Source organism: Bacillus sp. DU-106 (assembly GCF_004799705.1).
Lineage (GTDB): Bacteria > Bacillota > Bacilli > Bacillales > Bacillaceae_G > Bacillus_A > Bacillus_A cereus.
Map to the genome: position 1 here is coordinate 3,603,536 of NZ_CP026607.1, position 24,077 is coordinate 3,627,612.

Below are 24,077 nucleotides of genomic sequence, written 5' to 3' on the forward strand. Positions count from 1 at the left end.
CAAATTCCTATGTTTAAATTTATGTGAGGAAACAAGATATATGACTTGTATTTTAGGACAACTAACCCACCATAACTTTATTATGTAAACAGATCATACACTTGGTAATATTCCTTCTAGCATTCTCTATCCAATTATATAAGTAAAAAAGCCTGTTTAAGCTCCACGCTTAAAACAGACTTTTCCTACTTTTTATTTTAAAAACACATGACAAAAAGTTTGATTTTTAACTTAACACATCACTTCTATTGTAAATCCACCAGGTGCTTCAACGTAAAACGTATACGCATGGGCATGCTTAGGAGGCTCGACCAAAAATCCATCTTCCTTCAATCTTTGATTTATCTTATCTACTTGTTCTTCACTTTCTTGTGGAAATCCTACATGAAATGTTTTTGGATACTGAACTTCTTTTCCTTTCATTAACGTTAGTATAAATCCATCATTATCACGCATAACTGCAAAGGCATTCCCCCTTGTTCCACTACAAGTTAAGCCAAAATACTTTTCTAAAAACTCTCTTGCAGCTACTACATCTGCAACTGTTAAATTAAGATGTTTAATTCCCAATTCATCACCTTCTTTCTTAATTTTCTAACATTTTATCATACAATTAAAAAACACGCCTTTCACAGCGTGTTTCCTTGCTTTACATACACTTCAACAATCGGATTCTCTTTATGATCCGCATGCAAGCGTATATTCTCTTCACTTGTATTATAAATACTAGCTAATAACATTATCGTTAACACATTAGGTGTCTTCGCATCACTTCCGTATTTTCTCTCAAGCGCTTCCTTATATTCAAAATCTAAATCCCCCTGCACATATGTATACACTTCAAAACCATCTTCTAAATTGCAAACTACTGTATCAATAATATCTGCCCCTACTTGCTTCTTCATTTCCTCTCGCAACGCTTCAATAAATTCTTCCCACGGTACTTCGTATGTCTGAAACTGATCTGTAGATTTCATGCCTTTTCCTCCTTATATATCCTCTTCTTATATTTCCCCTTTCCTATAACAATTATGATAGATAGGGCATTCGTACAAGCCGCACTTGTCCCCCTTACATATCGTATTACTGTAATGCGGAAGGAGGAAAGAACATGCATAGACAAAAATGTTATGATACATGCCGACGTTACTTCGGAAAAGTTGTTCGGATTGAAGACCGTGATGGCCGTATACATTTAGGGAAAATAATCGATGTGACACAAAGCTCTGTATGGATTGAACCGGTGCAACAGCGCTCATCTTTTGATTCAGGATTCGGCTACTATGACGCTTATGCAAACGGTGGTTGTGACCTTTGTGGAGGCCTTAGCAGGTGTGATAGTTGTGGATTCGGATGCGGTGGTGGATTCAGCAGCTGCGGATGTGGTGGTCGTGGTTGTAGTAGTTGTGGTTGCGGCGGCTGGGGAGGCGGCGGTTGTGGCTGGGGTGTTGAACTCGGATTTGGTTTCATCTTCGGAATTACATTAGCTGCATTATTTTTCATTTAACATAGTAAAGAGTTGGCTACCTTTAGCCAACTCTTTTTCTTTATTTTTCACATATAAAAATACGATGCCCTAAAATGTGTTGGTACATAAGCCGTATATTTTCATGCTGTACCCACGCCTCATATAACTCATTCGGAATATGTGAGGATACATTCCATTCTGGCTCTTCTACATAGCCAGAGATCGTTTCTGCAATCGTGCCACCGCCAGCAATTGTAATTCTTTTAAAATTTGCTTTCTGAAATAATTGTACCCACTCATTCTCCGTTAATAATTCTTTCATACCATATAATTGGGCGATTTTTTCTTCCTCACCCTTATCAATGTGCCTATCAATAATCATTTCAATGACAACAAGCTTACCGTCCTGCTGTAATACACGATAACACTCCGAGATAACCCTTTCTTTGTCTGTAAAAGCGATGATTGATTCTCCAAGTACGAACTCAAATGAGTTATTCAAACACGGTAAATGCTCCACATTTCCTTCAATTAATTGTATAGCTAACCCTTCAAACAACCATCTATCTTTTGCCTTTTGAATCATAATTTCATTCTTTTCAACCGTTGTTACTTTATAACCAAATTCCCTTGTCATATATGCCGCTGTTTTCCCCGTACCGCAACCTATCTCAAGGACATTCGCTCCATATTTAAAAGGCAGTTGTGCTAACAATTGTTTTGTTAACGTAAAGCCACCAGGATGAGCGCTTCCTATTCCGTAATAAGCTAGGAAATCGATGTATGTGTTTCGCTTCATGGGATTCTCCCTTTTTTATTTTATATATTCGAGCAAGGAAGAAAAGTGCATAGAAAAAAGGGCGTATTGTACGCCCCTCATCTTACTTATCCTCTGTAATATATGCCCATTTATAGCTGTAGTCTCCACCAACTGGATGGTGAACAATACCTTTTACTTTAGGTCTTTGAACGATAGCATCACCACGTTGATATAATGGTGCAATTGCTGCATCTTCCAATAACATTTTCTCCGCTTTCAGTAAGCTATCCCAACGCTCTTTCGTTTTCGTTAATAGCTCACCTTTACCTTTTTGTACAATCTCATCATATTTAGGATTTGAATATCCTGTTTGGTTATGAGGGCCATTTGTAACAAACATATCAATGAATGTCATTGGATCTAAGTAGTCAGGCCCCCAACCAGCGTAAGATAAATCATAATCTAGATCTGATTCTAATTTTAACTTTTGTTTAAATGGCTGGTTTTTCAAATTCACCGTTAAACCTGGTAGGTTTTTCTCAAGTTCTCCTTTTAAGAATTCTCCTACTTTTTTCGCACCATCACCATCATAGTTTAATAGTTCTACTGTAATTGCATCTTTTCCAAGCTCTTTTTTCGCTTTTTCCCAATGCTCTTTTGCTTTTTTCACATCTGTTTTTAAAATATCTCCATTTTCTTTACGGAAGTCTTTTCCATCTGGGCTCTTAGCAAATTCTTTTGGCACTAAATAATCTGCAGGTGTAGAACCATCATTTAAAATTACATTCGTTAAGCCTTTTTTATCGTACGCTTTTGCAATCGCTAAACGTAGATCTTTGCTCTTTAACACTGTATCTTGCCCACCACGTTTTTGGTTTAAGCGTAAGAAATATGTTGACGGTGTTTTTTGTGTAAAGAAGTCGGGGTTTGATTTATATTTGTCAACAAATTCAGATGTAAGTCCTGAACGATCGATTTGTCCACTTTCATATAAGTTAACACGTGTACCGCTATCTTTTACTACGTCAAAGTTGATTTCATCTAACTTAACTGTTTTATTATCCCAATATTGTGCATTTTTCTTTAACTTCCAACCTTCTTCATGTTTCCAGCCTGTTAATGTAAACGGTCCGTTGTATAACGTCGTATCTGATTCTAAACCGTACTTTTCTCCTTTTTCTTTTACAAATTTCTCGTTTAATGGATAAAATGTTCCAAATGAAGTTAATTCTACAAAGTAAGGAACTGGATTTTCTAATTCTACTTCTAACGTATAGTCATCTACAGCTTTTACTCCTAACGTATCTAGTTCAGCTTTTCCTTCATTAATCGCTTGTGCATTTTTCAAATCAAACATAATGTATGCATATTCTGCTGCTGTATTTTTATCTACCGCACGTTTCCAAGCAAACACGAAATCCTTCGCTGTTACAGGCTCTCCATTTGACCATTTTGCATTTTTATTTAATGTAAATGTGTATTTTTTACCATCATCACTCTTTTTATATGATTCAGCAACTCCTGGTGTTGCTTTATTATCTTTATCAAGTCGATATAAACCTTCCATTACGTTGTTTAAAGCTAGAAACGATACTTGGTCTGTCGCTTTAGCAGAGTCCATAGATGGAATCTCTTGAGACTCTGTTAAATTAAGCACTTGCTTCGCCGCTAGCTTTCCGCCTTCTTTTTCACCGCTTTTTGGTGTTGTGCTTGCCTTCTCTTTATCTCCTGATCCAGAGCAAGCTGTTAATGCCATACTCATTACTAAAACTGGTGCTACGACCGCTGTCAATTTTTTCATCTTTTTTCTCTTCATTTTTTTGTACCCTCCCCAATTATATGTACGATATTAACATTTAGAAATTCTCTACTAACTTTCGTTATCAGAAAATTCTTATTAATTAATATTCTACTGTTTTTTTAAATTTTGTAAAGTATTTTTGTAAATTTTCTAAATATTTATTTTTTTATTATAGTATCTTGTTGTTTTAACTACTATATGAATTATCCCCCGTCTACTATATGTAAACATCCCTTCTCTTATTCCACTCTATTACTACATTCTATATTTTTCTTATTAGCATGAGGTCTCTTACTATCATTCATCTTTCTTACCACTTACTGACCTCTCTAATTTCCTCAGATAGAACCTTCCTAATTACCTATCCGATTCTCAATAGGCTAAAGAGATTTATTCCCTTATACATACTAAAAAGCATCTCAAAAGCAGCTCAGCCACTTTTGAAATGCTTTCACTTTATTTTTTTCCGCCATCCTCAGTTACATACGCCCACTTAAAGCTATATTCTGGACTGATGTTATGTTTCACAATTCCTTTTACATTCGGTTTCATTACGTACGATCTTCCTGTTTGATATAAAGGAACTAACCCTGCATCTTCTTCAAGGAATAATTTTTCAGCTTTCCCTAACGTTTCCCAACGTTTTTTCGCATCACTCATTAATTCATTACCTGCTTTTCCTACCATTTCATCGTATTTTGGATTTGAATAACTCATTTGGTTGTACGGGCTCTTCGATTCAAACATATTAATAAATGTCATTGGATCCGCATAGTCTGGACTCCAACCTGCATAAGAAATTTCATAATCTTGCGCAGTTTCTAATTTTAATTTTTGTTTGAATGGCTGAATTTTCGTATTAATCGTTACACCTTTTAAATTTTTCTCAATTTGATCTTTTACATAGTCAGCAATCTTTTTCGCAGTTCCATCATCATAACTTAGTAATTCAATTGTCACTTGATCTTTTCCAAGTTCTTTTTTCGCCGCTTCCCAAGCTGCTGCTCCTTTTTTCGGATTATATTTCAGACCATTTTTAAATGTATCTTGATAATCTTTACCATCTGGCCCTGTCGCAAGTCCTTTTGGAACCAATTGATCTGTTGCTTTTGATCCATTATTTAAAATTACATTTGCCAATCCTTTTTTATCAACTGATAATGCAATTGCTTCACGTAGTTTTTTGCTCTTTAAAGGTGTATCTTGTCCGTTACGTTTTTGATTTAAACGTAAGAAGAATGTACTTGATTCCGCATACTCACCATATTCTTCTTTGTTCGATTTATATTTATCTACAAATTCTCCTGATAGTAATGTAAAATCAATTGATCCTGTATCATATAAGTTTACTTTCGTTGCAACCTCTTTTACTACACTATAGTTAATTTCTTCTAATTTCACAGTCTTTTTATCCCAGTACTTATCATTTTTCTTCAGCTGCCAACCTTGTTCATGTTTCCATGAAGACATAACGAATGGACCGTTATACACAGTTGTATCTGCTTCTAAACCGTACTTATCACCTTTTTCTTTTACGAATTTTTCATTTAATGGATAGTATGATGGGAATGCTAATAAATTTAAGAAATAAGGTACCGGTTTTTCTAATTCTACTTCTAGCGTGTAATCATCTACCGCCTTCGCTCCTAATTCAGTTACAGGTTTTTCTCCTTTATTAATCGCTTCTGCATTTTTAATATAGTAAGCAATAAATGCATATTCTGCCGCAGTATTCTTATCAAGTAAGCGCTGCCATGCGAAAACGAAATCTTTCGCTGTTACAGGATCACCATTTGACCATTTTGCATCTTTTCGCAGTTTAAACGTATACTTTTTACCATCTTCACTTTTCGTACTAGACTCTGCAGCAGCAGGAATTGGCTTATTATCTTTATCAAGGCGATATAGGCCTTCCATCGTGTTCCCTAAAATTTGCGCACCTAATGTATCAGTAGATTTAGAAGTATCCATCGTCGGAATTTCTTGGTTTTCCGTACGATTTAATACTTGTTTCGCTGCATATTTAATATCAGATTTTTTTTCTTCCCCACTATTTGATGTAGTAGTCGTTTTCTTTTCCCCACCTGACCCAGAACATGCTGTCAATGCAACACTCATCGCTAAAACTGGTACCACAACTGCCGTTAACTTTTTCATCTTTTTTCTCTTCATTTTTGTACCCTCCCTAATTATATGTACATTACCAACCCTTGAGAGACCCCTTACTAAAGATTCATTTTTCTGAAAATTACAACTAATGTTATTCTACTCTTTTTTTCACATTTGTAAATAGTTTAACTTTAAATATTCTTACTTTTTTATTTTAGTAGGATTTATCCCCCATCTACTATATGTACATACTATACACCTTATTCTCCTCTATTTAACCATACTAAAAATTAGTATTTTAAGCTCACAAAAAAAGCATTTAAAGGTAGCTAAGCCACTTTTAAATGCTTTTTCAACTCTATTATTTTTCAGTCACATATGCCCACTTAAAGCTAAATTCTGGACTGATATTATGTTTTACTACTCCCTTTACATTTGGTTGTAAAACATAAGAATCTCCACGTTGATATAAAGGTACAATCGCTACATCTTCTTCAAGTAATGTTTTTTCAGCTTTTCCTAACTCTTCCCAACGTTTTTTCGCATCGCTCATTAATTCCGTTCCAGCTTTTTTCACCATGCCATCATATTTAGGGTCAGAGAAGCTCATTTGGTTATGAGAATGTCCAGTCTCAAACATATCTAAGAACGTCATTGGATCTGCATAATCCGGATTCCATCCGCCATACGAAATATCATATTGTTGTTCAGTTTCTAATTTTAGTTTTTGCTTAAATGGTTGAAGTTTAATATTAACTGTTACACCTTTTAGGTTTTTCTCAATCTGATCTTTAATATATTCGCCAACTTTTTTCGCATTACCAGTATCGTAGTTTAAGAATTCAATCGTAACTTGATCTTTTCCAAGTTCTTTTTTCGCTTCTTCCCAAGCTGCAGCAGCTTTTTTAGGATTTGGTTTCAAACCGTTTTTAAATGTTTCTTGGAAGTCTTTACCGTCCGGTCCAGTTGCTAACCCTTTTGGTACTAAGAAGTCAGCTTCTTTTGATCCATCATTTAAAATTACATTTGCTAAATTCTTTTTATCAATTGATAGCGCAATTGCTTCACGTAATTTTTTGCTCTTTAATGGCGTGTCTTGTCCATCACGTTTTTGGTTCATACGAATGAAATACGTACTCACTTGTGAATATGTGCCAAATTCATCTTTCTTGCTTCTATATTTATCAACGAACTCTCCATTTAATAAAGCAAAGTCAACTTGACCGCTATCATATAGATTGACTAAAGTCGCAGCCTCTTTAACAACACTAAAGTTAACTTCTTCCAGTTTCACAGTCTTTTTATCCCAATATTGATCATTTTTCTTTAATTGCCATCCTTGTTCATGCTTCCAATCTTTAAGAACGAACGGTCCGTTATAGACAGTTGTATCAGACTCTAAACCGAACTTCTCGCCCTTTTCTTTTACGAACTTTTCATTTAATGGATAATATGATGGGAATGCTACTAAGTTTAAGAAGTACGGTACTGCTTGCTCTAACTCAACTTCAAGCGTAAGATCATCTACTGCTTTTACTCCTAATTCAGTTACAGGTTTTTCTCCTTTATTTACTACTTCTGCATTTTTAATCGGGAATGCGATAAATGCATACTCAGCAGCTGTTTTTGGATCTAATAGACGTTGCCAAGCGTATACGAAATCTTTCGCAGTTACTGGATCTCCATTTGACCATTTTGCATCTTTGCGTAGTTTGAACGTATATTTTTTACCATCTTCACTTTTCGTGCTAGATTCTGCTGCTGCTGGAATCGGCTTATTGTCTTTATCAAGACGATATAACCCTTCCATCGTATTACCTAGCATTTGTGAAGATACTGTATCAGTTGATTTTGAAGAGTCCATCGTCGGAATCTCTTGTGTTACTGTTCGATTTAACACTTGTTTTGCTGCTAATTTTTCCCCTGACTTACTATCTCCACTAGAGCTAGAATTTGTGCTTGTCTTCTTATCTCCACCTGATGTAGAACATGCTGTTAACGCCATGCTCATTGCTAAAACCGGTGCTACAACTGCTGTTAGTTTTTTCATTTGTTTCTTTTTCATTTTGTACCCTCCCTAATTCTTAACGATAGCTATTAAAGAATTTTCTGATAATTCTGTTTTTCTCTATATATTTATCAGACGATTCTTACTAATTCTTATTCTACTAATTTTTTAATTTTTGTAAAGTATTATTATTGAAAATTTTTAAAAAATTATTTTTTTACAGTAATATTCATAAAAATTCCATATGTTGTTCAAACCTTATTTTGCATTCATACACATTCGTTGTTTTAATCACTTTCATCTCATTTACCACTTGAATACTTGTTAATTATTGCTAATAAATAATGCATATATCTAAAAACATCTTTTCTACAAAAATAAAAAAGCAGACATTACATCTGCTTTAATTCTCCTCAATCTGTTTTTCACTTAATCCTAGATGTGTTCTAAGAGTATTACTCAAACTCTGTAGATCTTTTTTATTAGGATTATAATAATATACACGTTGCCCGTTTGGGCCATTAGGTAAGTATAAATCATCACCAGCTAATTGTATTTTTTCAACTGAACCGTTTAAACCGTATTTATAAAAAGATAAAATATCATCCATTACTAAATTTGTTTTAAAATCACCATCAACTGCCTCAACTATTTTTTCTAGCTTCGTAATCGATCCTACACTTTTTAATTTACTTAAAATCGCTTCAATAACAAGTTGTTGGCGCTGTCCTCTCATTGCATCACTATCAATATGGCGCGTTCTTGCTAGTGCAAGTGCTTCTTCCCCATTTAATTTTTGTAATCCTTTTTTCAAATGAATCGCATCAGGTTCATCTTTACTATTTTGCTCCGTAAATTCAACTGGGACATCCACTTCAATACCATCTAACCCATCAACAATTTTAGTAAAGGAACCAAAATTAAATTTCACAAAATAATCAACAGGCACCTGTAACAATTTTTCTACTGCTTCCACAGAAGCTTGCGGTCCTCCATCTTTACCATTTTTAACGAAACCACTTCCATATGCATGGGTTATTTTATCTTTTTTCTTTTCAACTGGAACATATGTATATGTATCACGCGGTATGCTCGTTAATTTCACTGTTTTATCGTCTTTATTAAAAGTCGCTAACAATAATGCATCTGTATGAAATGCACCATTATATTCCTTTTGTCGTTCTTGATTTTCATCAATTCCCATAATTAAAAGTGAAACATGATTTGCAATTGGCTTTACAGATTTCTCACGTAAATTGGATTTTTCACCTCGTGCTAAATTCAAATTAGATTTTTGTACAAGACTAGAAGTTTTCATATATACATAGGCTCCATAGCCAATTCCACCAAATAGTAATACCGCCAGTAGTAAACTTATTATCGTTTTCTTTTTATATTTTTGCTTATTTTTCTCTTCTCTTAAAGATGAATGATTACCCATTTACTCTCCTCCTGTTTCTATTCATCCAATATGTTTTTCATTTTTTCATATTTAGCACTATCCTTTTGAAACATACTTTCTTTCAATCCCTTATCTATTTGTATCCATTCAGTCGTAACTGAATATTGAATCAAGCCTTCTTGAAAACTAAGAAATTTCAACATAATCCCTGTATTTTTCTCCACAACCATTTCGAATTTCCCTCTTAAATCTTCAGAGGTGCTAACAGGCATCTCTATGTTTATAACTCCTTCAATTTTGTAACAATCTAATCCAAGATATTTCGTTTCTTTATAATTCCAATCTTTATATCGAATTAATAAATCTGCGAATTCTGATTGAATACTATATTTAGCTAGCCCTACATATTCATCATCATATCTCTTTTTCTCATCTGATTTTCTCACTAACCTTTCCGTAGGATTTAATTTTAATAGTTCATTGTTTCTTTCTTTCGGGTTCCATTTTTTCTCTTTATAGGTATACTTCTCATCATCAAATTCTTTTTTCTTCCCCTCGTTATATATAATTGTTCGTTTTTTGGCTAGTTTATCTTCTTTCGAAGAGATACCTCTTTGTTTCTCCGTATCAATCGCATACTTATATGTTGTAGCAATTCTTGATGAGCTAGAATATTCCTCAAATTGTCCTGAAATATTTTTAAAATAATCAATAGAATCTAGCATTTTTTGATGAATCTTTTCTTTATCTGGATAATGTACATTCGATTTTATTTCTTCTTCATTTTCATAATCAGAAAACGCTTTTTTCTTTACATATTCAAATACTCCACCATTTTGCGCAAAACTTTGTATAGAAAACTCAGACATAGATACCACTGAAAGTATACAAACCACTGCACTAATTATCATCATATGAATTTTGTAACTCTTGTTTTTTACCTTAAGATTATGTAGCGTGCTATTAATCTTTTCATTTAACTCTGGAGGTACTATAACATTTTCATCTTTTATTCTCTTTTTTAATTTCTCATCAAATAATTTTTCATTATCCATCCTTTACACCCCCTATTCCATCTTTAATCGTTTTTGTAGTTGTTCCCTCGCACGTGATAATCTTGATTTCACTGTTCCTTTCGGTATTTCTAACAGCTTTGCTATACTCTCTTGATGCATGTCTTCATAGTAATAAAGCACCGTAACAGCTCTTAATTCTTCATGTAACGATAGAATCGCATTACACAAATCTATATCTTCATACTGATCACACGCACTCATAATGTAATCATTCTCTTCTGTCACAATTACATTTTTATACGCTCTAATAATATTGTTACACTCATTTATTAGTATTCGAATTAACCAAGTTTGAAAAAATTCTTCTTTTTTTAATTTTTTTATATTTTCATAGGCTTTTAAAATTGTTGTCTGTATCGCATCCTCTATATTTGTCTCATCACGTAACATCGCCTTTGCTATTCGATACATCTTCGCTTTTTCTGTATGTATAAGCGCTATAAAGGCTTCATGATCACCTTTTTTCGCTAAAGAAACATCCGTTTCTTCTTTTACAATCATTTTATATAAAGGGATTACTTTCACAATTGCTCCTCCTGTTTCATCCTCACTTCATCACTTCCAATTTAACTTTACATGTATTAGACGTATGAACCTAGAAAAAGGTTCATTTTTTTGAATATTTTCTTAATTAAAAAGATAAATATCCTTTATAAGTGTTATGCGATAAACATACTAGTTTAAATTTACAAATAAAAAAAGCCCACTTTCTCAGTGGACTTTCTACTCTATAACGGTAAATCCCTCTTCCTAAATAATACAATCGCTACGATAAAAATACAAAGCGCTACAGTAGTTAAACCTATACTTACCGGCCATATATTATATGATCCTTCAGCAATTTCTTTCGGACGAAACAGCGTGAATAATGATAGGTTTTTCATCCATTCTAACTTATCACTTAACTTCCCTACCATATCCAATACGAAAAATAAAATAGTTAAACTCGCTGAATAACTTAGTGCTTTTCTTTCGTCATTACATATACAAGAAAAGAAAAATGAATACGCACTAATGACTAAAAATATGAGCCCTCCGACTACATTTATCTTCAAAAATAATTCTTTATTTAAGTTGTTATCTTGTAAAAACCATTCTGCACCTACTAACCCAGCTACATACGTAACAGATACAATAATTAGAAGTCCCAATATGAGAACAGCAGCTTGTGTAATCGCAATTTGCACTCTAGATACAGGTGTTGCTAGCAAGTATGCCATTGCTCCTTTATCTACATGACGAGCAATTAAATGTGTCGCAACTGTTACGCAAAAAATTGTTAAAATGATAATAAACAATAGACTATAGTATTCGCCCGCTAGAAAATCCATTACGTTTTGAATCGGACTTTCCATACCAACGATTTTTTTCACACTATCAGGCATGGCAGCTATTAATTCATTTAGCCCTTTCGCTGATACCATTGACGGGAATATCCAAATTAATAACCACAGATATAAAGCTGCACCAGACGCATAACTCAAAATACTTTTTTGTGTTTCTTTCAAACTAGCTAAAAATAATTGCTTATTCATGCGTTACCCCTTCTTTCTTATCGTAATAATGCATAAATAAATGTTCTAAATCCATCGCTCTCGTTTGAAGTGCCGTTACATTATAGTTTGAAAGTGTTTGTAAAACAGTTTGATAGTTTCCTTGTACAATGATAGATGCCTCTCTACCTTTTACCGCTTCAAATTGCAAATTACACTTTGTAAGGGACTCAATCTCTTCTTGTGATGATACTGTTACATCTATCACCTGTCTTCTCATACTTTGTAAATCGTGAATATTTTCAACCGTTACGAGTCGACCATCTTTAATAATAGCTACTCTGTCACAAGTTCTCTCAATTTCAGTAAAAATATGTGATGACATTAGGATTGTTTTTCCTCTTTGCTTTTCCTCTAATATTAAATCTATAAACACTTGTTGCATAAGTGGATCAAGTCCAGATGTTGGTTCATCTAAAATTAACACCTCTGGATCGTGCATAAATGCAGCGACTATCCCTACTTTTTGCTTCATTCCTTTAGACATTTTGCGAATCGGTGTTTTCACATCAAATTGCAGACGCTCTATCAGTTCATCTCGTCTTTTCGTATCCTTTAATCCACGCATTCCCTGCATTAATTTTAAAAACTCTAATCCATTCATTCCTTCAATAAAAGAAATTTCACCTGGCAAGTAACCAACTTCCCTTTGAATTTTCGCTGCTTCATTCCAACAATCTAATCCAAAAATTGTCGCTTTACCAGCTGTCGGTTTTATAAATCCCATTAAATTACGAATCGTCGTTGATTTTCCGGCACCATTCGGTCCTAAATAACCAAATACTTCTCCCTCTTTTACATCAAATGTAATATGAAACAAACCTTTTCCATTCGAAAACTGTTTTGTGACATCTTGAACTGAAATCATAATTCCACCTCATTTTTTGAAATATTTAATGTTTGATATTTCAAAATTATTGTACTCCTCATCTTCCATATTCGCAACAACTTTTTGAAATATTTATTAGTCCATATTTCAAAATTATTGTTTTCCATTATTTTTTCTTGTATATTTTAAGTGAGGTGATTGCATTGAACGGCTTTGAAAGAGTAAAAGAAAAGAAAAAGCGTGCCATTAAAGAAGCAGCATTCGTATTATTTTCAGAACGTGGATTTAATGAAGTGAAAATAGAACATATCGCAAAAGAAGCAAACGTTTCTCAAGTTACAATTTATAATCATTTCGGAAGTAAAGATGCGTTATTTAGGGTGCTTATACAAGAATTTATCATATCTGAATTTCAATATTATAAAGAGCTTGCAGAAGAAAAATTACCTTTTCATGATATGATGCAAAAAATGATTGTAAGAAAAATGAATACTGGCGGATTATTTCAACCTGATATGTTACTACAAATGATGCAAAGGGACGAAGAACTCCGTAAGTTTATTTATAGTTATCAAAATGAAAAAATCCTACCCTGGTATTTAGAAATATTAGAACAAGCTCAGCGCAAAAACGAAATTAATCCACACCTTACTAAAGAAATGATGTTACTTTACATTCAAATGTTTACAAAATTAGGTGATGAATTTGGAGCACAACTTCTTGAAGGAGATCGGGAAAAACATATAAAAGATATCGTTACGATGTTCTTTTATGGACTGTCCGTCCCAGAAAAATAATTGTTTCTAAAAAACAAATACAATCACCAAAAAGCCCTTTGGATATTTAAATCTCAAGGGCTTTTTCATATCAAATAAATAGCTAAAACTAACTTTATCTTAAAGAAGTTAAATGCTGCTTTATAGATAACACCTTATTATAGATTAACTCTTTTAGCATAACAGGCTGAATTGAAATAATCGTTTCACCGAAATTCAGAAAATAATTTGAAATAAAATCAGATTCTTGCTTGTTAAAATAGCCTGTTATAATGTAATTTTCATTTTCCTTTTGCAACCTCATGGAAGGGTAATTCTCTTTATCAAAAATGTCTTTTCCTTTTTGATTAACAATGACGCTAAAATCAATTGCATCAGACTTTCTGTGAAAGGTAGTAAGATAACTTAATAATTCTTCAAGATTTTTTGGATGAACATTGCTTGTTTCCACAATAGAAAGAATTTTATCACATCTAATTATTTGAACATGATTTGTCTCAAAATTAAAGATTTTAGCATACCACTGGCCAAATTTAGATTCTATTCGAATAAATTGGGCAACCAATGCTTTCTCCTCACCTTTTTTTAAATATGTTAAATGATAAACTTGCTCAGCAAAAATTCCCTGTAAAATTTCTTTTAAGAACGGACTAAAATTACTATGATTTGTTACTTCAAAGGAAAGCGTTCGTTCCATAATTGAAATATTTTTACTCACATTATCAGGTAATACATGTTTAAATTTATTTTCAAGCGCAATACTTTCTACATTAAATGGTTTTGTCTTGTATCCATTTAGCGTAAGAATTGAAAAGTATAACGCATACATTTCATCCACACTAAAATAAATTGGCGATAACACACTATTTTCTATAATTTTATAACTTCCATTTCTACCTAATTCAGAATATATGGGTACACCTATTTCTTCCAATGATTGAATATCTCGCAACGCAGTACTTTTAGAAATATCATATCTAGCCATTAAATCTTTTAAATTAAAATATCTTTTATTATTTAAGAAAATAAGCATGTCATTTATTCGTTCAGTTTTTTTCATATTTCCCTCCCAAAAAGGTATCATGTATTGAAACCTTTTTAATCTATATTATAATTATCAACTAATAAAGGAGTTATATATTTATGACATTAGAGATAGCTATTTTTCTTTCAATGAACGGGCAAGCAAAGGAGGCGATTAACTTTTATACACGTAATTTAGAAGCCAAAAAATTAATGATTGTTACGTATGAAGAACTGGCGAAAAGAGATAGTTCTTTTAAATTTACAAGTGAAAATAAAGATCATATTGCTCACTCTGTTTTACAAATTGGGAATACAAAGCTAATGATAGCAGAAGATACAATGAAGCATAATGAACGTTATAACGTTGGAAATAACATGTCACTTTGCATTCAAAGCGCTAATTTAGAAGAAATACAACGGTTTTATAATAATTTAATTTCCGATAAGCATGTGAAAATAATCTCTCCGCTAGAAAAAAATATATTTAGTGAAGCATATGGTATTATTGAAGATCCTTATGGCATACAAATCCAATTAATGTATGATAAACGACTAAACTAATTAATTAATCATATTCACATATTCCTAATAAAAAAGACACGAATTTCGTGTCTTTTTATTTTATAGAAATGACTCTACCCTTTTCACTACTTTCAATCGCTAATTGAATCATTTTAATAACATCTAAACCTTCTTTTGCTGTTACAGGTAGTTCCTCACCATTGAATATACTATCTCGTACACCTTTATAATAATTGTCATAACAACCGACTTCTGTTGGAATACGCTCTAAGCTTTCTTCTGTTTCTAAAGTAGCAAAATTCTCTTCATCGTCTACTCCATAACCGTTATCACCTGGCTTCATTCCATTTTTTAATTGCTCTTCCTGCGAATCCATACCGTACTTCACGATAGAACCTTTCTCTCCATGCACTATAAAATGTGGTCCAGCTTTTTTCACATAACTGCTACTACGTAAAATGACACGTTTAACTCCGTAATGAAGTACTATGTGGAAATAATCATCCACCTCTGCACCTGGTCGTTGTTTTATTACATCTGCACTTATCGCATCTGGTTTCCCGAATATTGATAACGCTTGGTCAATTAAATGTGATCCTAAATCGTATAATATACCGGAGCCTGGTAGATTTTTTTCTCTCCATCGATCACGTACATGTGGACGGAAACGATCAAAATTCGATTCATATGCGTATACATTCCCTACTCTGTTTTCTCCTAACAATTTCTTAATTGTTAAGAAATCATTATCAAAACGACGATTATGATATACGCTTAACATTACATTATGCTGCTCTGCTAATGAAATAAGCTCTTCCCCTTCTTCAATTGAGACAACAAATGGTTTTTCTACAACAACATGCTTACCTTTTAAAATTGCTTCTTTTACATATGGAAAATGAGTTGTATTAGGTGATGTAATAACAACTAAGTCAACATCAGCTCGCTTCACCAATTCATCAATTGTACTAACAACATTAGCGTTTGGTAATGTGTCTTTTACTACCTCTTCTTTTGAGGATAATACAGCACGAATATCATATTCTTCTATTGTTTGTAATAGTGGGATATGAAATGTCGTACTAGAAAAACCAAATCCTACAATCCCTACACCTATTTTTTTCATGTTGCCCCTCCATTTGTGCCGCTTTAACGAGCAGTAAGATTCCTAACCCAAAATTCAGTGAAAGCTAAGGAATTAGGTGAGGAATCAACTGCTTGTTAAAGCCCGATTAGTTGAACTTTATGAGAACGATTTCATTCAGTTATTATAACAAGATTATTATTATTTACATAATAAATTGCCTAGAAAAAAGCATCTTGCTACTATTCATAGCAAGATGCCCTCTTTATTCTGGTCTTTTCTTCGTCCACGTTTCTACTACTTCACCAGTATCATTAACATCTAGCACAAGGCTACCATTACTATACCGGTCTTTATTTCGATACGCTTTCGGATCAATTTCTTCTACAATGTTTTTCTCTGTCTTCATGTAAACTAATTCATCGTCCCGAACGATTTCAATACCGACAATGCGGTACGGATTACGTTTTAATTCTTTGAAAATAACAAGACCTCGCTTCGCCCTCGTTGATTTCTCAATTTCTGATGCTTTTAGGCGTTTTACAGCACCGCGCTGTGTTACGAGAATAAGTTGATCTTTGTCACCATTTAACGGTTTACCAGAAGCGACATAGTCATCTTCTTTTAAATTAATTGCTTTCACTCCAGCAGCTCTTACACCGACTGGACTTACTTCCTCTTCATGGAAAATAAGTGCATATGCACCGTGTGTAGCAAGAACGATATCACTCGTTCCATCTGTCGCAAATATATCGACAACTTCATCATCTTTTTTCAAGTTTACAGCAACGAATGCTCTTGAATAACGCTGAACTTTATATTGATTTAATTCTGTTTTCTTTATCATACCATTTCTTGTTACAAATACGATAAATCGTTTTTCTTCCTCAAAGTTCGGTACAACCGTTGCCCAAATGATTGTTTCATCCCGGTCGAGTGAAACGATATTAGCAACGTGCTGACCTAAATCTTTCCAACGAATATCTGGCATTTCGTATACTGGCAGATATATATAGTTTCCTTTATTCGTAAATAAGAGGATTGTCTCTGTCGTATTCGTATCGAATCGTTCAAGTAAGATGTCACCCTCTTTCATACCGAAGTCTTTGCCGTTTGAGGCATTATGTGAGCGCCATCCAGTACGTTTCACATATCCTTCTTTCGTTACAGTAACGATGACATCTTCTTGTGGGATCATCACTTCTACATCGATTTTAATTTCCTCGATTTGATCTTCAATAATCGCGCGTCGATCATCACTATACGTTTTCTTAACTCTCTTTAAATCAGTTTTAATTACTTGAAGCAATCTTTTTTCACTTTGTAAAATTGCCTGTAGCTCAATAATTTTCTTATTAAGCTCATCTGCTTCTTCTTGTAACGCCGTAATGTCTGTATTCGTTAAGCGATATAATTGCAAGGAAACAATTGCTTCTGCCTGTGCTTCTGTAAAGCCAAATTTTGCACTTAAATTATCTTTCGCGTTACGTTTATCTTTTGAAGCTCGAATTGTCTCAATTACTTGGTCTAAAATCGATAATGCTTTCTTTAAACCTTCTACAATATGTTGACGATTTTCTGCTTTTCTTAATTCATATTGCGAACGTCTCGTAATAACCTCTTTTTGATGTCCAATATAAGCATCTAAAATTTTCGGTAATGTCATAAGTGTTGGACGACGATTATTGATCGCTACCATATTAAAGTTATATGGAATTTGCAAATCTGTATTTTTATATAAATAATTTAAAATACCTTCGGAGTTTGCTTCTTTCTTTAATTCAACAACAATTCGTAAACCAGTACGATCTGTCTCATCACGCACTTCAGCAATACCATCTAACTTTTTATCTAGACGTAATTCATCCATTTTCTTTACAAGGTTTGCCTTATTCACTTCGTAAGGAATTTCAGTGATTACAATTTGTTGTTTCCCACCGCGCACTGTTTCAACTTCTGCTTTTCCGCGAATAATAATTTTACCTTTACCTGTTTCATACGCCTTTTTAATACCATCAATCCCCTGAATAATACCACCTGTTGGGAAATCTGGTCCTTTCATAACTGTTAATAAATCGTCAACAGTACTATTTGGCTTATCGATACGCATCATTGTAGCATCAATAACTTCTCCAAGATGATGCGGAGGAATTTCTGTTGCATAACCAGCGGAAATCCCTGTAGATCCGTTCACTAATAAATTCGGGAACGCTGCTGGTAATACAACTGGTTCTTCACTCGTATCATCAAAGTTTGACACGAATTCAACTGTTTCTTTATCAAGATCACGTAATAATTCAGATGCGATTGGTGATAAACGAGCTTCCGTATAACGCATCGCTGCCGCTGGGTCCCCATCAACACTACCGTTATTACCATGCATTTCAACTAAAACATTACGTACTTTCCAAGTTTGGCTTAAGCGTACCATTGCTTCATATACAGAGGAATCTCCATGTGGATGATAATTACCGATAACATTACCTACTGTTTTAGCTGATTTACGAAACGCTTTATCATGTACATTACCTTCTACATACATAGAATATAAAATACGTCTTTGTACTGGCTTTAAGCCATCACGTGCATCTGGAAGTGCACGATCTTGAATAATATATTTACTATAACGTGCAAAGCGATCACCTAACACGTCTTCAAGCGGGAGGTCATGAAACTTCTCTGCTTGCATGTTATTCCACCTCCGTCTCCATAATCATTTCATTTTCTAAAATATTTCCTTCTTCTTGCATACCAAACTGTACATTACGTTCAATCCATTTACGGCGCGGTTCTACTTTATCGCCCATTAACGTTGTAACGCGGCGCTCTGCCCTAGCTGCATCATCAATTTTCACGCGAATTAATGTACGCGTTTCAGGATTCATTGTTGTTTCCCATAATTGATCCGCATTCATTTCACCAAGTCCTTTATAACGTTGTAACATATAGCCTTTTCCAACTTTTTTCGTTACACCGTCTAATTCCTCATCTGACCAAGCGTATTCAATTACCTCACTCTTACCTTTTCCTTTACTTACTTTGTATAAAGGAGGAAGTGCGATAAATACTTTACCAGCTTCGATAAGTGGCTTCATATATCTGTAGAAGAACGTTAATAACAATACTTGAATATGAGCCCCATCCGTATCGGCATCGGTCATAATTACAACTTTATCGTAGTTAATATCTTCAACATCAAATTCATTTCCTACACCGCCGCCAATCGCATAAATGATTGTATTAATCTCTTCATTTTTAAAGATATCAGCAAGCTTTGCTTTTTCTGTATTAATTACTTTACCACGTAACGGTAATACGGCCTGGAAACGTCGGTCTCGTCCTTGTTTCGCAGAACCACCGGCAGAGTCACCCTCTACTAGGTACAGTTCATTTTTTTGCGGGTTACGTGATTGTGCAGGTGTTAATTTCCCGCTTAACGTACCTTCTGATTTTTTCTTTTTCTTACCACTACGCGCTTCTTCTCTTGCTTTACGGGCTGCTTCACGGGCTTGTGCTGCTTTAATTGCTTTTCTCACAAGAAGTGTAGCTACATCAGGGTTTTCTTCTAAAAAGTATGCTAAATGCTCAGATACAATGGCATCAATTGAAGAACGCGCTTCACTTGTACCTAGTTTCCCTTTCGTTTGCCCTTCAAACTGAAGCACTTCTTCTGGTACACGTACCGAAACGATAGCCGCTACACCTTCACGAATATCTGTACCTTCTAAGTTTTTATCTTTTTCTTTTAATAGTGCTACTTTACGAGCATACTCGTTAAACACACGCGTCATCGCTGTTTTAAATCCAGCTTCGTGTGTTCCACCATCTTTTGTACGTACGTTATTTACAAACGAAAGAATATTTTCTGAGTAACCATCATTAAACTGGAATGCTAGTTCTGCTTCAATCCCGTTTTGTTCACCAGTGAAATATACAACCGGGTGAATTGAATCTTTTTCTTCGTTTAAATATGAAACGAAAGCTTCGATTCCTGTTTCATAATGAAATATATCTTCTAAATCATTACGTTCGTCTTTTATCGAGATTTTCATTCCTTTTAATAAGAATGCAGATTCACGTAATCTCTCACATAATGTTTCATAATTGTAATTTGTCGTGCTGAAAATCGTTGTATCTGGTTTGAAGTGCATTGTCGTACCAGACTCTTTTGTTTTCCCGATTTTCTCTAACGTTGTTGCAGGAACGCCACCATTTTCAAAACGTTGTTCATAAATGTTACCATCACGCTTAATTGTTACTACTAACCATTCTGACAAAGCGTTTACAACTGATGCCCCAACACCGTGTAAACCACCACTCGTTTTATAGCCACCTTGACCAAACTTACCACCTGCATGAAGTACAGTTAAAATAACTTCAGGTGTAGGTTTCCCAAGTTTATGCATTCCCGTAGGCATTCCTCGCCCTTTATCTATAACGCTAATACTATTATCTTTATGTATTACGACTGAAATTTCGTCGCCAAATCCCGCTAACGCTTCGTCAACGGAGTTATCTACTATTTCATATACTAAATGATGCAATCCACGGCTATCCGTACTCCCGATATACATACCCGGGCGTTTTCGAACGGCTTCAAGTCCTTCTAACACTTGAATCGCATCTTCATTATATTGGAACTGATGCTTCGCCAAACTCCTTGCCCCTTTCCTAATCCAAAATCAGAACATATGTTTCTATTATAGAATAACGCCTCGACTATCGTTTTGGCAAGTTATCTTATCTCTTTTATATACCATCTTCAATAGAAAAATCCTTGTTTTCTCACAAGGATTCCTCTAGGCTACTATTTCAGAAAAATAATCGTTTGTCAACGAGAAATGGATATGTATTCCAAGATTACACATTCCAAACCTTTATTATGATCCAAATGATCAAGATCCAAAATGGGATTACAAATAACAATCCCCAAAAACAGCCTTTAAAAAATCTCATGATGAACACCTCGTTCATCGGCCCTACTTATCTATAATGAGGGCTGAATCAATCTTTCTACCTTTAAATCTATACTATTTTGTCATCGCATGTTCTACTTTAATACAACGATCCATTATTACAGTATAGTCTTTTTCTTTTAAAAGTTTATATGTATCCTCATCTTGTACTCCTAATTGTGCCCAAAAAACATCTGCATCAATCTCTACAAATTCTTTTGCAACATCCATTAAAAACTCTGAGCGACGAAATACATTTACAATGTCAACGTGTTCCTTAATATCCTTTAGTGAAGAAACTGCCTTTTCTCCGAGCACCTCATCTACTGTCGGATTAACTGGAATAATGCGGTATCCAGCATCTTGCATTGCTTTTGAAACCATATACGATGTACGTTCTGGCTTATCTGATAATCCAACAACCGCAATTATTTTGCTTTTCTTTAACACTTCACCAATTTCCGTACGAGTTGGGTTTTCAATTGTCATAATTAATCCCTCCTATTCCTTTAGTATAGCCGATAAAGAAAGTCTCTTTCAATATGAAAGAGACTTTCTTTTATTTCGATTATTGATTCTTTGTAGCTGAATTATCTGCTAAAGTAGCCGATTTCGTCATTTTTTGACCGTTACGGTAGAATGTAACTTCTACTTTCTCGCCTACTTTTTTCTTTTCATATAAATATTTACGGAATTGAAGAGCATTCTCTACTTTTTGATTATCTAATGCTACTACAATATCATATTGCTCTAAACCAGCTTTTTCAGCTGGTGATATTGGGTAAATTTTACCTAATACAACGCCGTTTGTTACTTCTTTCGGTACTTTCAATTGATTGACTGCATAAGCTTGCACATCTTCTAGTGAAACAACACCTACTCCAAGAGCTGGACGTTTTACTACTCCATCTTTTTCAAGAGATTCAATAACTGGTTTTGCGATGTTAATTGGAATAGCAAATCCAATTCCTTCAACTTCTTGTTGTGCAATTTTACTTGAATTAATCCCAATTATTTCACCATTTTGGTTAAATAATGCACCACCACTATTACCTGGATTAATCGCTGCATCCGTTTGAATAACTTGTGCTTGCCAATCTGGTCGTTTATCCCCATCAATATCAACCGGAATTTCGCGTTCTTTACTACTGATTATACCTTCCGTTACACTTCCATCAAATCCAAGTGGATTACCGATTGCAATGGCTTTTTCACCCGCACGAAGTTTACTTGAATCACCTAAAGTGGCAACTTTATTTACATTAGATCCATCAATTTCAACAACCGCTAAGTCTAACCAAGGGTCCTTACCAACTAATTTCGCATCAACTTGCTTTCCGTCGCTCAGCTTCACAGCAAGTTTATTTGCTCCATCTACTACGTGGTTGTTTGTTACAATATATGCTTTATTTCCTGCTTTTTTATAAATAACACCTGATCCTGAACCGGCTTGTTGTTCTTGACCTGTCGGTTGCATTGCAAATGGATCAACACTTTGTTGCATATTAATAACACCTACAACAACATCTTTCGCCCCTTCAATCATACCAGGTAAATCAGTTTCATTTTTCGCTTTATTTACAACAGGAACTACAGTACCTTCTACTTTTGAATCCGAACTAAATGATGATACTGGCGCTCCATTATTTTGAGCCCATGGCATATATGGTGCTGCAAAACTAATCGAAACCGCTCCGACTACAGCTCCCACTAAACCTGTGAAGAAATAGCCTTTTTTACTACCTGATTTTCTCACTTCTCTCGTTTCACTATGCTCTTCATTTAAATTTGGTCCGTCGTAATATCCCATGTTTTATTTCCCCTCTCTGGTGAATTCGTATTTTCAGTATAGTCACGTTTTGTGTCCTTCTTGTGAACTCATCGTGAAATCCAATTAAAAAAATACACTTATCTAACATTGTAGACAAAAAAAGTATTTTTTGTACATTTTACCTTCAAAAGAGAGTATAAAATTACCATTTCCCTAGGCTAAATTAAACAAATCGTTCTAGATTATTCTTCAAATTTATAACCAACTCGAATAACAGTACCGATATGCTTCGCTTTATCTCCTAGCTTATTTCGAAGTTTTTTAATATGGGTATCAACCGTTCGGTCATCACCGTAATAGTCATATCCCCATAACTGGTCTAATAAATGTTGACGTGATAACACAATTCCTTTGTTCTCCATTAAATACACAAGAAGTTCAAATTCTTTATGTGTCAATATAATTTCTTCTCCATCTACTAAAACAGTTCTAGATAGACGATTCACTTCTATTCCAGCTAAAGACATAGCATTTTCTTCCGCTACTCCTACCGCACCATCCGCACGTTTCAATAACGTCTTTGCACGAGCTACTAATACTTTCGGGCTAAATGGTTTCGTTACATACTCGTCTGCACCTAATTCGAAACCTAGCAATGTATCATCCTCATCCGAACGTGCTGTCAACATAATAATTGGTACTGCTGATTCTTTTCTAATTCTTCTACAAACAGACCATCCATCTATTTCCGGTAACATAATATCTAACATAATTAAATCAATTTCATGCTCTGCAAATAACTCTAACGCTTTTTTTCCATCTTCTGCTTCGATTACTTCAAAGCCTTCATTACGAAAATAATCACTAACAATTTCACGTAATCTTCTTTCATCTTCAACAAGCAATACCGTTTTGTTCATATAATCTATCCCGCCTT

The 24,077-nt window shown here is 34.3% G+C and carries 21 protein-coding genes; 3 read left to right on the top strand and 18 right to left on the bottom strand.

Going from position 1 to position 24,077, the window contains the following annotated elements; translation table 11 throughout:
• Positions 1 to 231: 231 nt before the first annotated feature.
• Positions 232 to 570 carry a VOC family protein gene (locus C3Y97_RS18155; RefSeq protein ID WP_000511515.1) on the bottom strand — a complete coding sequence of 113 codons (339 nt, stop codon included), beginning with the start codon at positions 568 to 570 and terminating at the stop codon, positions 232 to 234.
• Between the two features lie 59 nt (positions 571 to 629).
• Complete coding sequence (locus C3Y97_RS18160; RefSeq protein ID WP_000842902.1) at positions 630 to 977, bottom strand: hypothetical protein; 348 nt, start codon at positions 975 to 977, stop codon at positions 630 to 632.
• Between the two features lie 134 nt (positions 978 to 1,111).
• Here C3Y97_RS18160 and C3Y97_RS18165 point away from each other — a divergent pair, with 134 nt between their 5' ends.
• Positions 1,112 to 1,507, top strand: a complete 396-nt coding sequence (locus tag C3Y97_RS18165) for a hypothetical protein (protein ID WP_000555000.1) — start codon at positions 1,112 to 1,114, stop codon at positions 1,505 to 1,507.
• A gap of 40 nt (positions 1,508 to 1,547) precedes the next feature.
• Here C3Y97_RS18165 and C3Y97_RS18170 read toward each other — a convergent pair whose 3' ends face one another.
• From C3Y97_RS18170 to C3Y97_RS18210, 9 genes are all read right to left on the bottom strand, one after another.
• Positions 1,548 to 2,267 (bottom strand): class I SAM-dependent methyltransferase, encoded by a 720-nt coding sequence (locus C3Y97_RS18170; RefSeq protein WP_000828243.1) that lies wholly within the window; start codon positions 2,265 to 2,267, stop codon positions 1,548 to 1,550.
• An 82-nt stretch (positions 2,268 to 2,349) separates the two neighbouring features.
• Complete coding sequence (locus C3Y97_RS18175) at positions 2,350 to 4,044, bottom strand: peptide ABC transporter substrate-binding protein (protein WP_136363596.1); 1,695 nt, start codon at positions 4,042 to 4,044, stop codon at positions 2,350 to 2,352.
• Positions 4,045 to 4,485: 441 nt separating this feature from the next.
• Positions 4,486 to 6,201 carry a peptide ABC transporter substrate-binding protein gene (locus C3Y97_RS18180; protein WP_136363597.1) on the bottom strand — a complete coding sequence of 572 codons (1,716 nt, stop codon included), beginning with the start codon at positions 6,199 to 6,201 and terminating at the stop codon, positions 4,486 to 4,488.
• 298 nt (positions 6,202 to 6,499) lie between these two features.
• Positions 6,500 to 8,203: a peptide ABC transporter substrate-binding protein gene (locus C3Y97_RS18185; protein ID WP_000730167.1), complete on the bottom strand. Its 1,704-nt coding sequence runs from the start codon at positions 8,201 to 8,203 to the stop codon at positions 6,500 to 6,502.
• 346 nt (positions 8,204 to 8,549) lie between these two features.
• The gene (locus C3Y97_RS18190; RefSeq protein WP_000526730.1) at positions 8,550 to 9,587 is read right to left on the bottom strand and encodes an LCP family protein; all 1,038 of its coding nucleotides are present in this window, start codon (positions 9,585 to 9,587) and stop codon (positions 8,550 to 8,552) included.
• Positions 9,588 to 9,604: 17 nt separating this feature from the next.
• Positions 9,605 to 10,603: an ECF-type sigma factor negative effector gene (locus C3Y97_RS18195; protein ID WP_000368254.1), complete on the bottom strand. Its 999-nt coding sequence runs from the start codon at positions 10,601 to 10,603 to the stop codon at positions 9,605 to 9,607.
• A 12-nt stretch (positions 10,604 to 10,615) separates the two neighbouring features.
• On the bottom strand, positions 10,616 to 11,149 hold the full coding sequence (locus C3Y97_RS18200) for a sigma-70 family RNA polymerase sigma factor (protein ID WP_136363598.1): 534 nt from the start codon (positions 11,147 to 11,149) through the stop codon (positions 10,616 to 10,618).
• Positions 11,150 to 11,352: 203 nt separating this feature from the next.
• Positions 11,353 to 12,159: an ABC transporter permease subunit gene (locus C3Y97_RS18205; RefSeq protein ID WP_001041427.1), complete on the bottom strand. Its 807-nt coding sequence runs from the start codon at positions 12,157 to 12,159 to the stop codon at positions 11,353 to 11,355.
• Entirely contained in the window at positions 12,152 to 13,045 is an 894-nt protein-coding gene (locus C3Y97_RS18210; RefSeq protein WP_000626569.1) for an ABC transporter ATP-binding protein, read from the bottom strand. The genes C3Y97_RS18205 and C3Y97_RS18210 overlap by 8 nt, the downstream gene beginning before the upstream one ends.
• A gap of 155 nt (positions 13,046 to 13,200) precedes the next feature.
• On the opposite strand from C3Y97_RS18210, the gene C3Y97_RS18215 reads away from it, so the two are divergent.
• Positions 13,201 to 13,803: a TetR/AcrR family transcriptional regulator gene (locus tag C3Y97_RS18215; RefSeq protein WP_127064066.1), complete on the top strand. Its 603-nt coding sequence runs from the start codon at positions 13,201 to 13,203 to the stop codon at positions 13,801 to 13,803.
• A gap of 94 nt (positions 13,804 to 13,897) precedes the next feature.
• On the opposite strand, the gene C3Y97_RS18220 is transcribed toward C3Y97_RS18215, so the two are convergent.
• A complete protein-coding gene (locus C3Y97_RS18220; protein WP_002041615.1) occupies positions 13,898 to 14,866 on the bottom strand; it encodes a helix-turn-helix transcriptional regulator in 969 nt (322 codons plus the stop codon).
• Between the two features lie 59 nt (positions 14,867 to 14,925).
• Between C3Y97_RS18220 and C3Y97_RS18225 the strand changes: the two genes are divergently transcribed.
• A complete protein-coding gene (locus tag C3Y97_RS18225) occupies positions 14,926 to 15,369 on the top strand; it encodes a VOC family protein (RefSeq protein WP_136363599.1) in 444 nt (147 codons plus the stop codon).
• A gap of 55 nt (positions 15,370 to 15,424) precedes the next feature.
• On the opposite strand, the gene C3Y97_RS18230 is transcribed toward C3Y97_RS18225, so the two are convergent.
• The 6 genes from C3Y97_RS18230 to C3Y97_RS18255 all read right to left on the bottom strand — a co-directional run bounded on the left by C3Y97_RS18230 (position 15,425) and on the right by C3Y97_RS18255 (position 24,060).
• On the bottom strand, positions 15,425 to 16,456 hold the full coding sequence (locus C3Y97_RS18230; RefSeq protein ID WP_000719745.1) for an oxidoreductase: 1,032 nt from the start codon (positions 16,454 to 16,456) through the stop codon (positions 15,425 to 15,427).
• Between the two features lie 223 nt (positions 16,457 to 16,679).
• Positions 16,680 to 19,103, bottom strand: coding sequence for a DNA topoisomerase IV subunit A (gene parC / locus C3Y97_RS18235; protein WP_136363600.1), 2,424 nt, complete (start codon positions 19,101 to 19,103; stop codon positions 16,680 to 16,682).
• A 1-nt stretch (position 19,104) separates the two neighbouring features.
• The gene (gene parE, locus C3Y97_RS18240) at positions 19,105 to 21,069 is read right to left on the bottom strand and encodes a DNA topoisomerase IV subunit B (RefSeq protein WP_001062194.1); all 1,965 of its coding nucleotides are present in this window, start codon (positions 21,067 to 21,069) and stop codon (positions 19,105 to 19,107) included.
• A gap of 375 nt (positions 21,070 to 21,444) precedes the next feature.
• Positions 21,445 to 21,858 carry a CoA-binding protein gene (locus tag C3Y97_RS18245; protein WP_000151376.1) on the bottom strand — a complete coding sequence of 138 codons (414 nt, stop codon included), beginning with the start codon at positions 21,856 to 21,858 and terminating at the stop codon, positions 21,445 to 21,447.
• A 79-nt stretch (positions 21,859 to 21,937) separates the two neighbouring features.
• A complete protein-coding gene (locus tag C3Y97_RS18250; protein ID WP_000542646.1) occupies positions 21,938 to 23,179 on the bottom strand; it encodes a S1C family serine protease in 1,242 nt (413 codons plus the stop codon).
• 203 nt (positions 23,180 to 23,382) lie between these two features.
• Positions 23,383 to 24,060, bottom strand: coding sequence for a response regulator transcription factor (locus tag C3Y97_RS18255; RefSeq protein WP_001044679.1), 678 nt, complete (start codon positions 24,058 to 24,060; stop codon positions 23,383 to 23,385).
• Positions 24,061 to 24,077 lie beyond the last annotated feature (17 nt).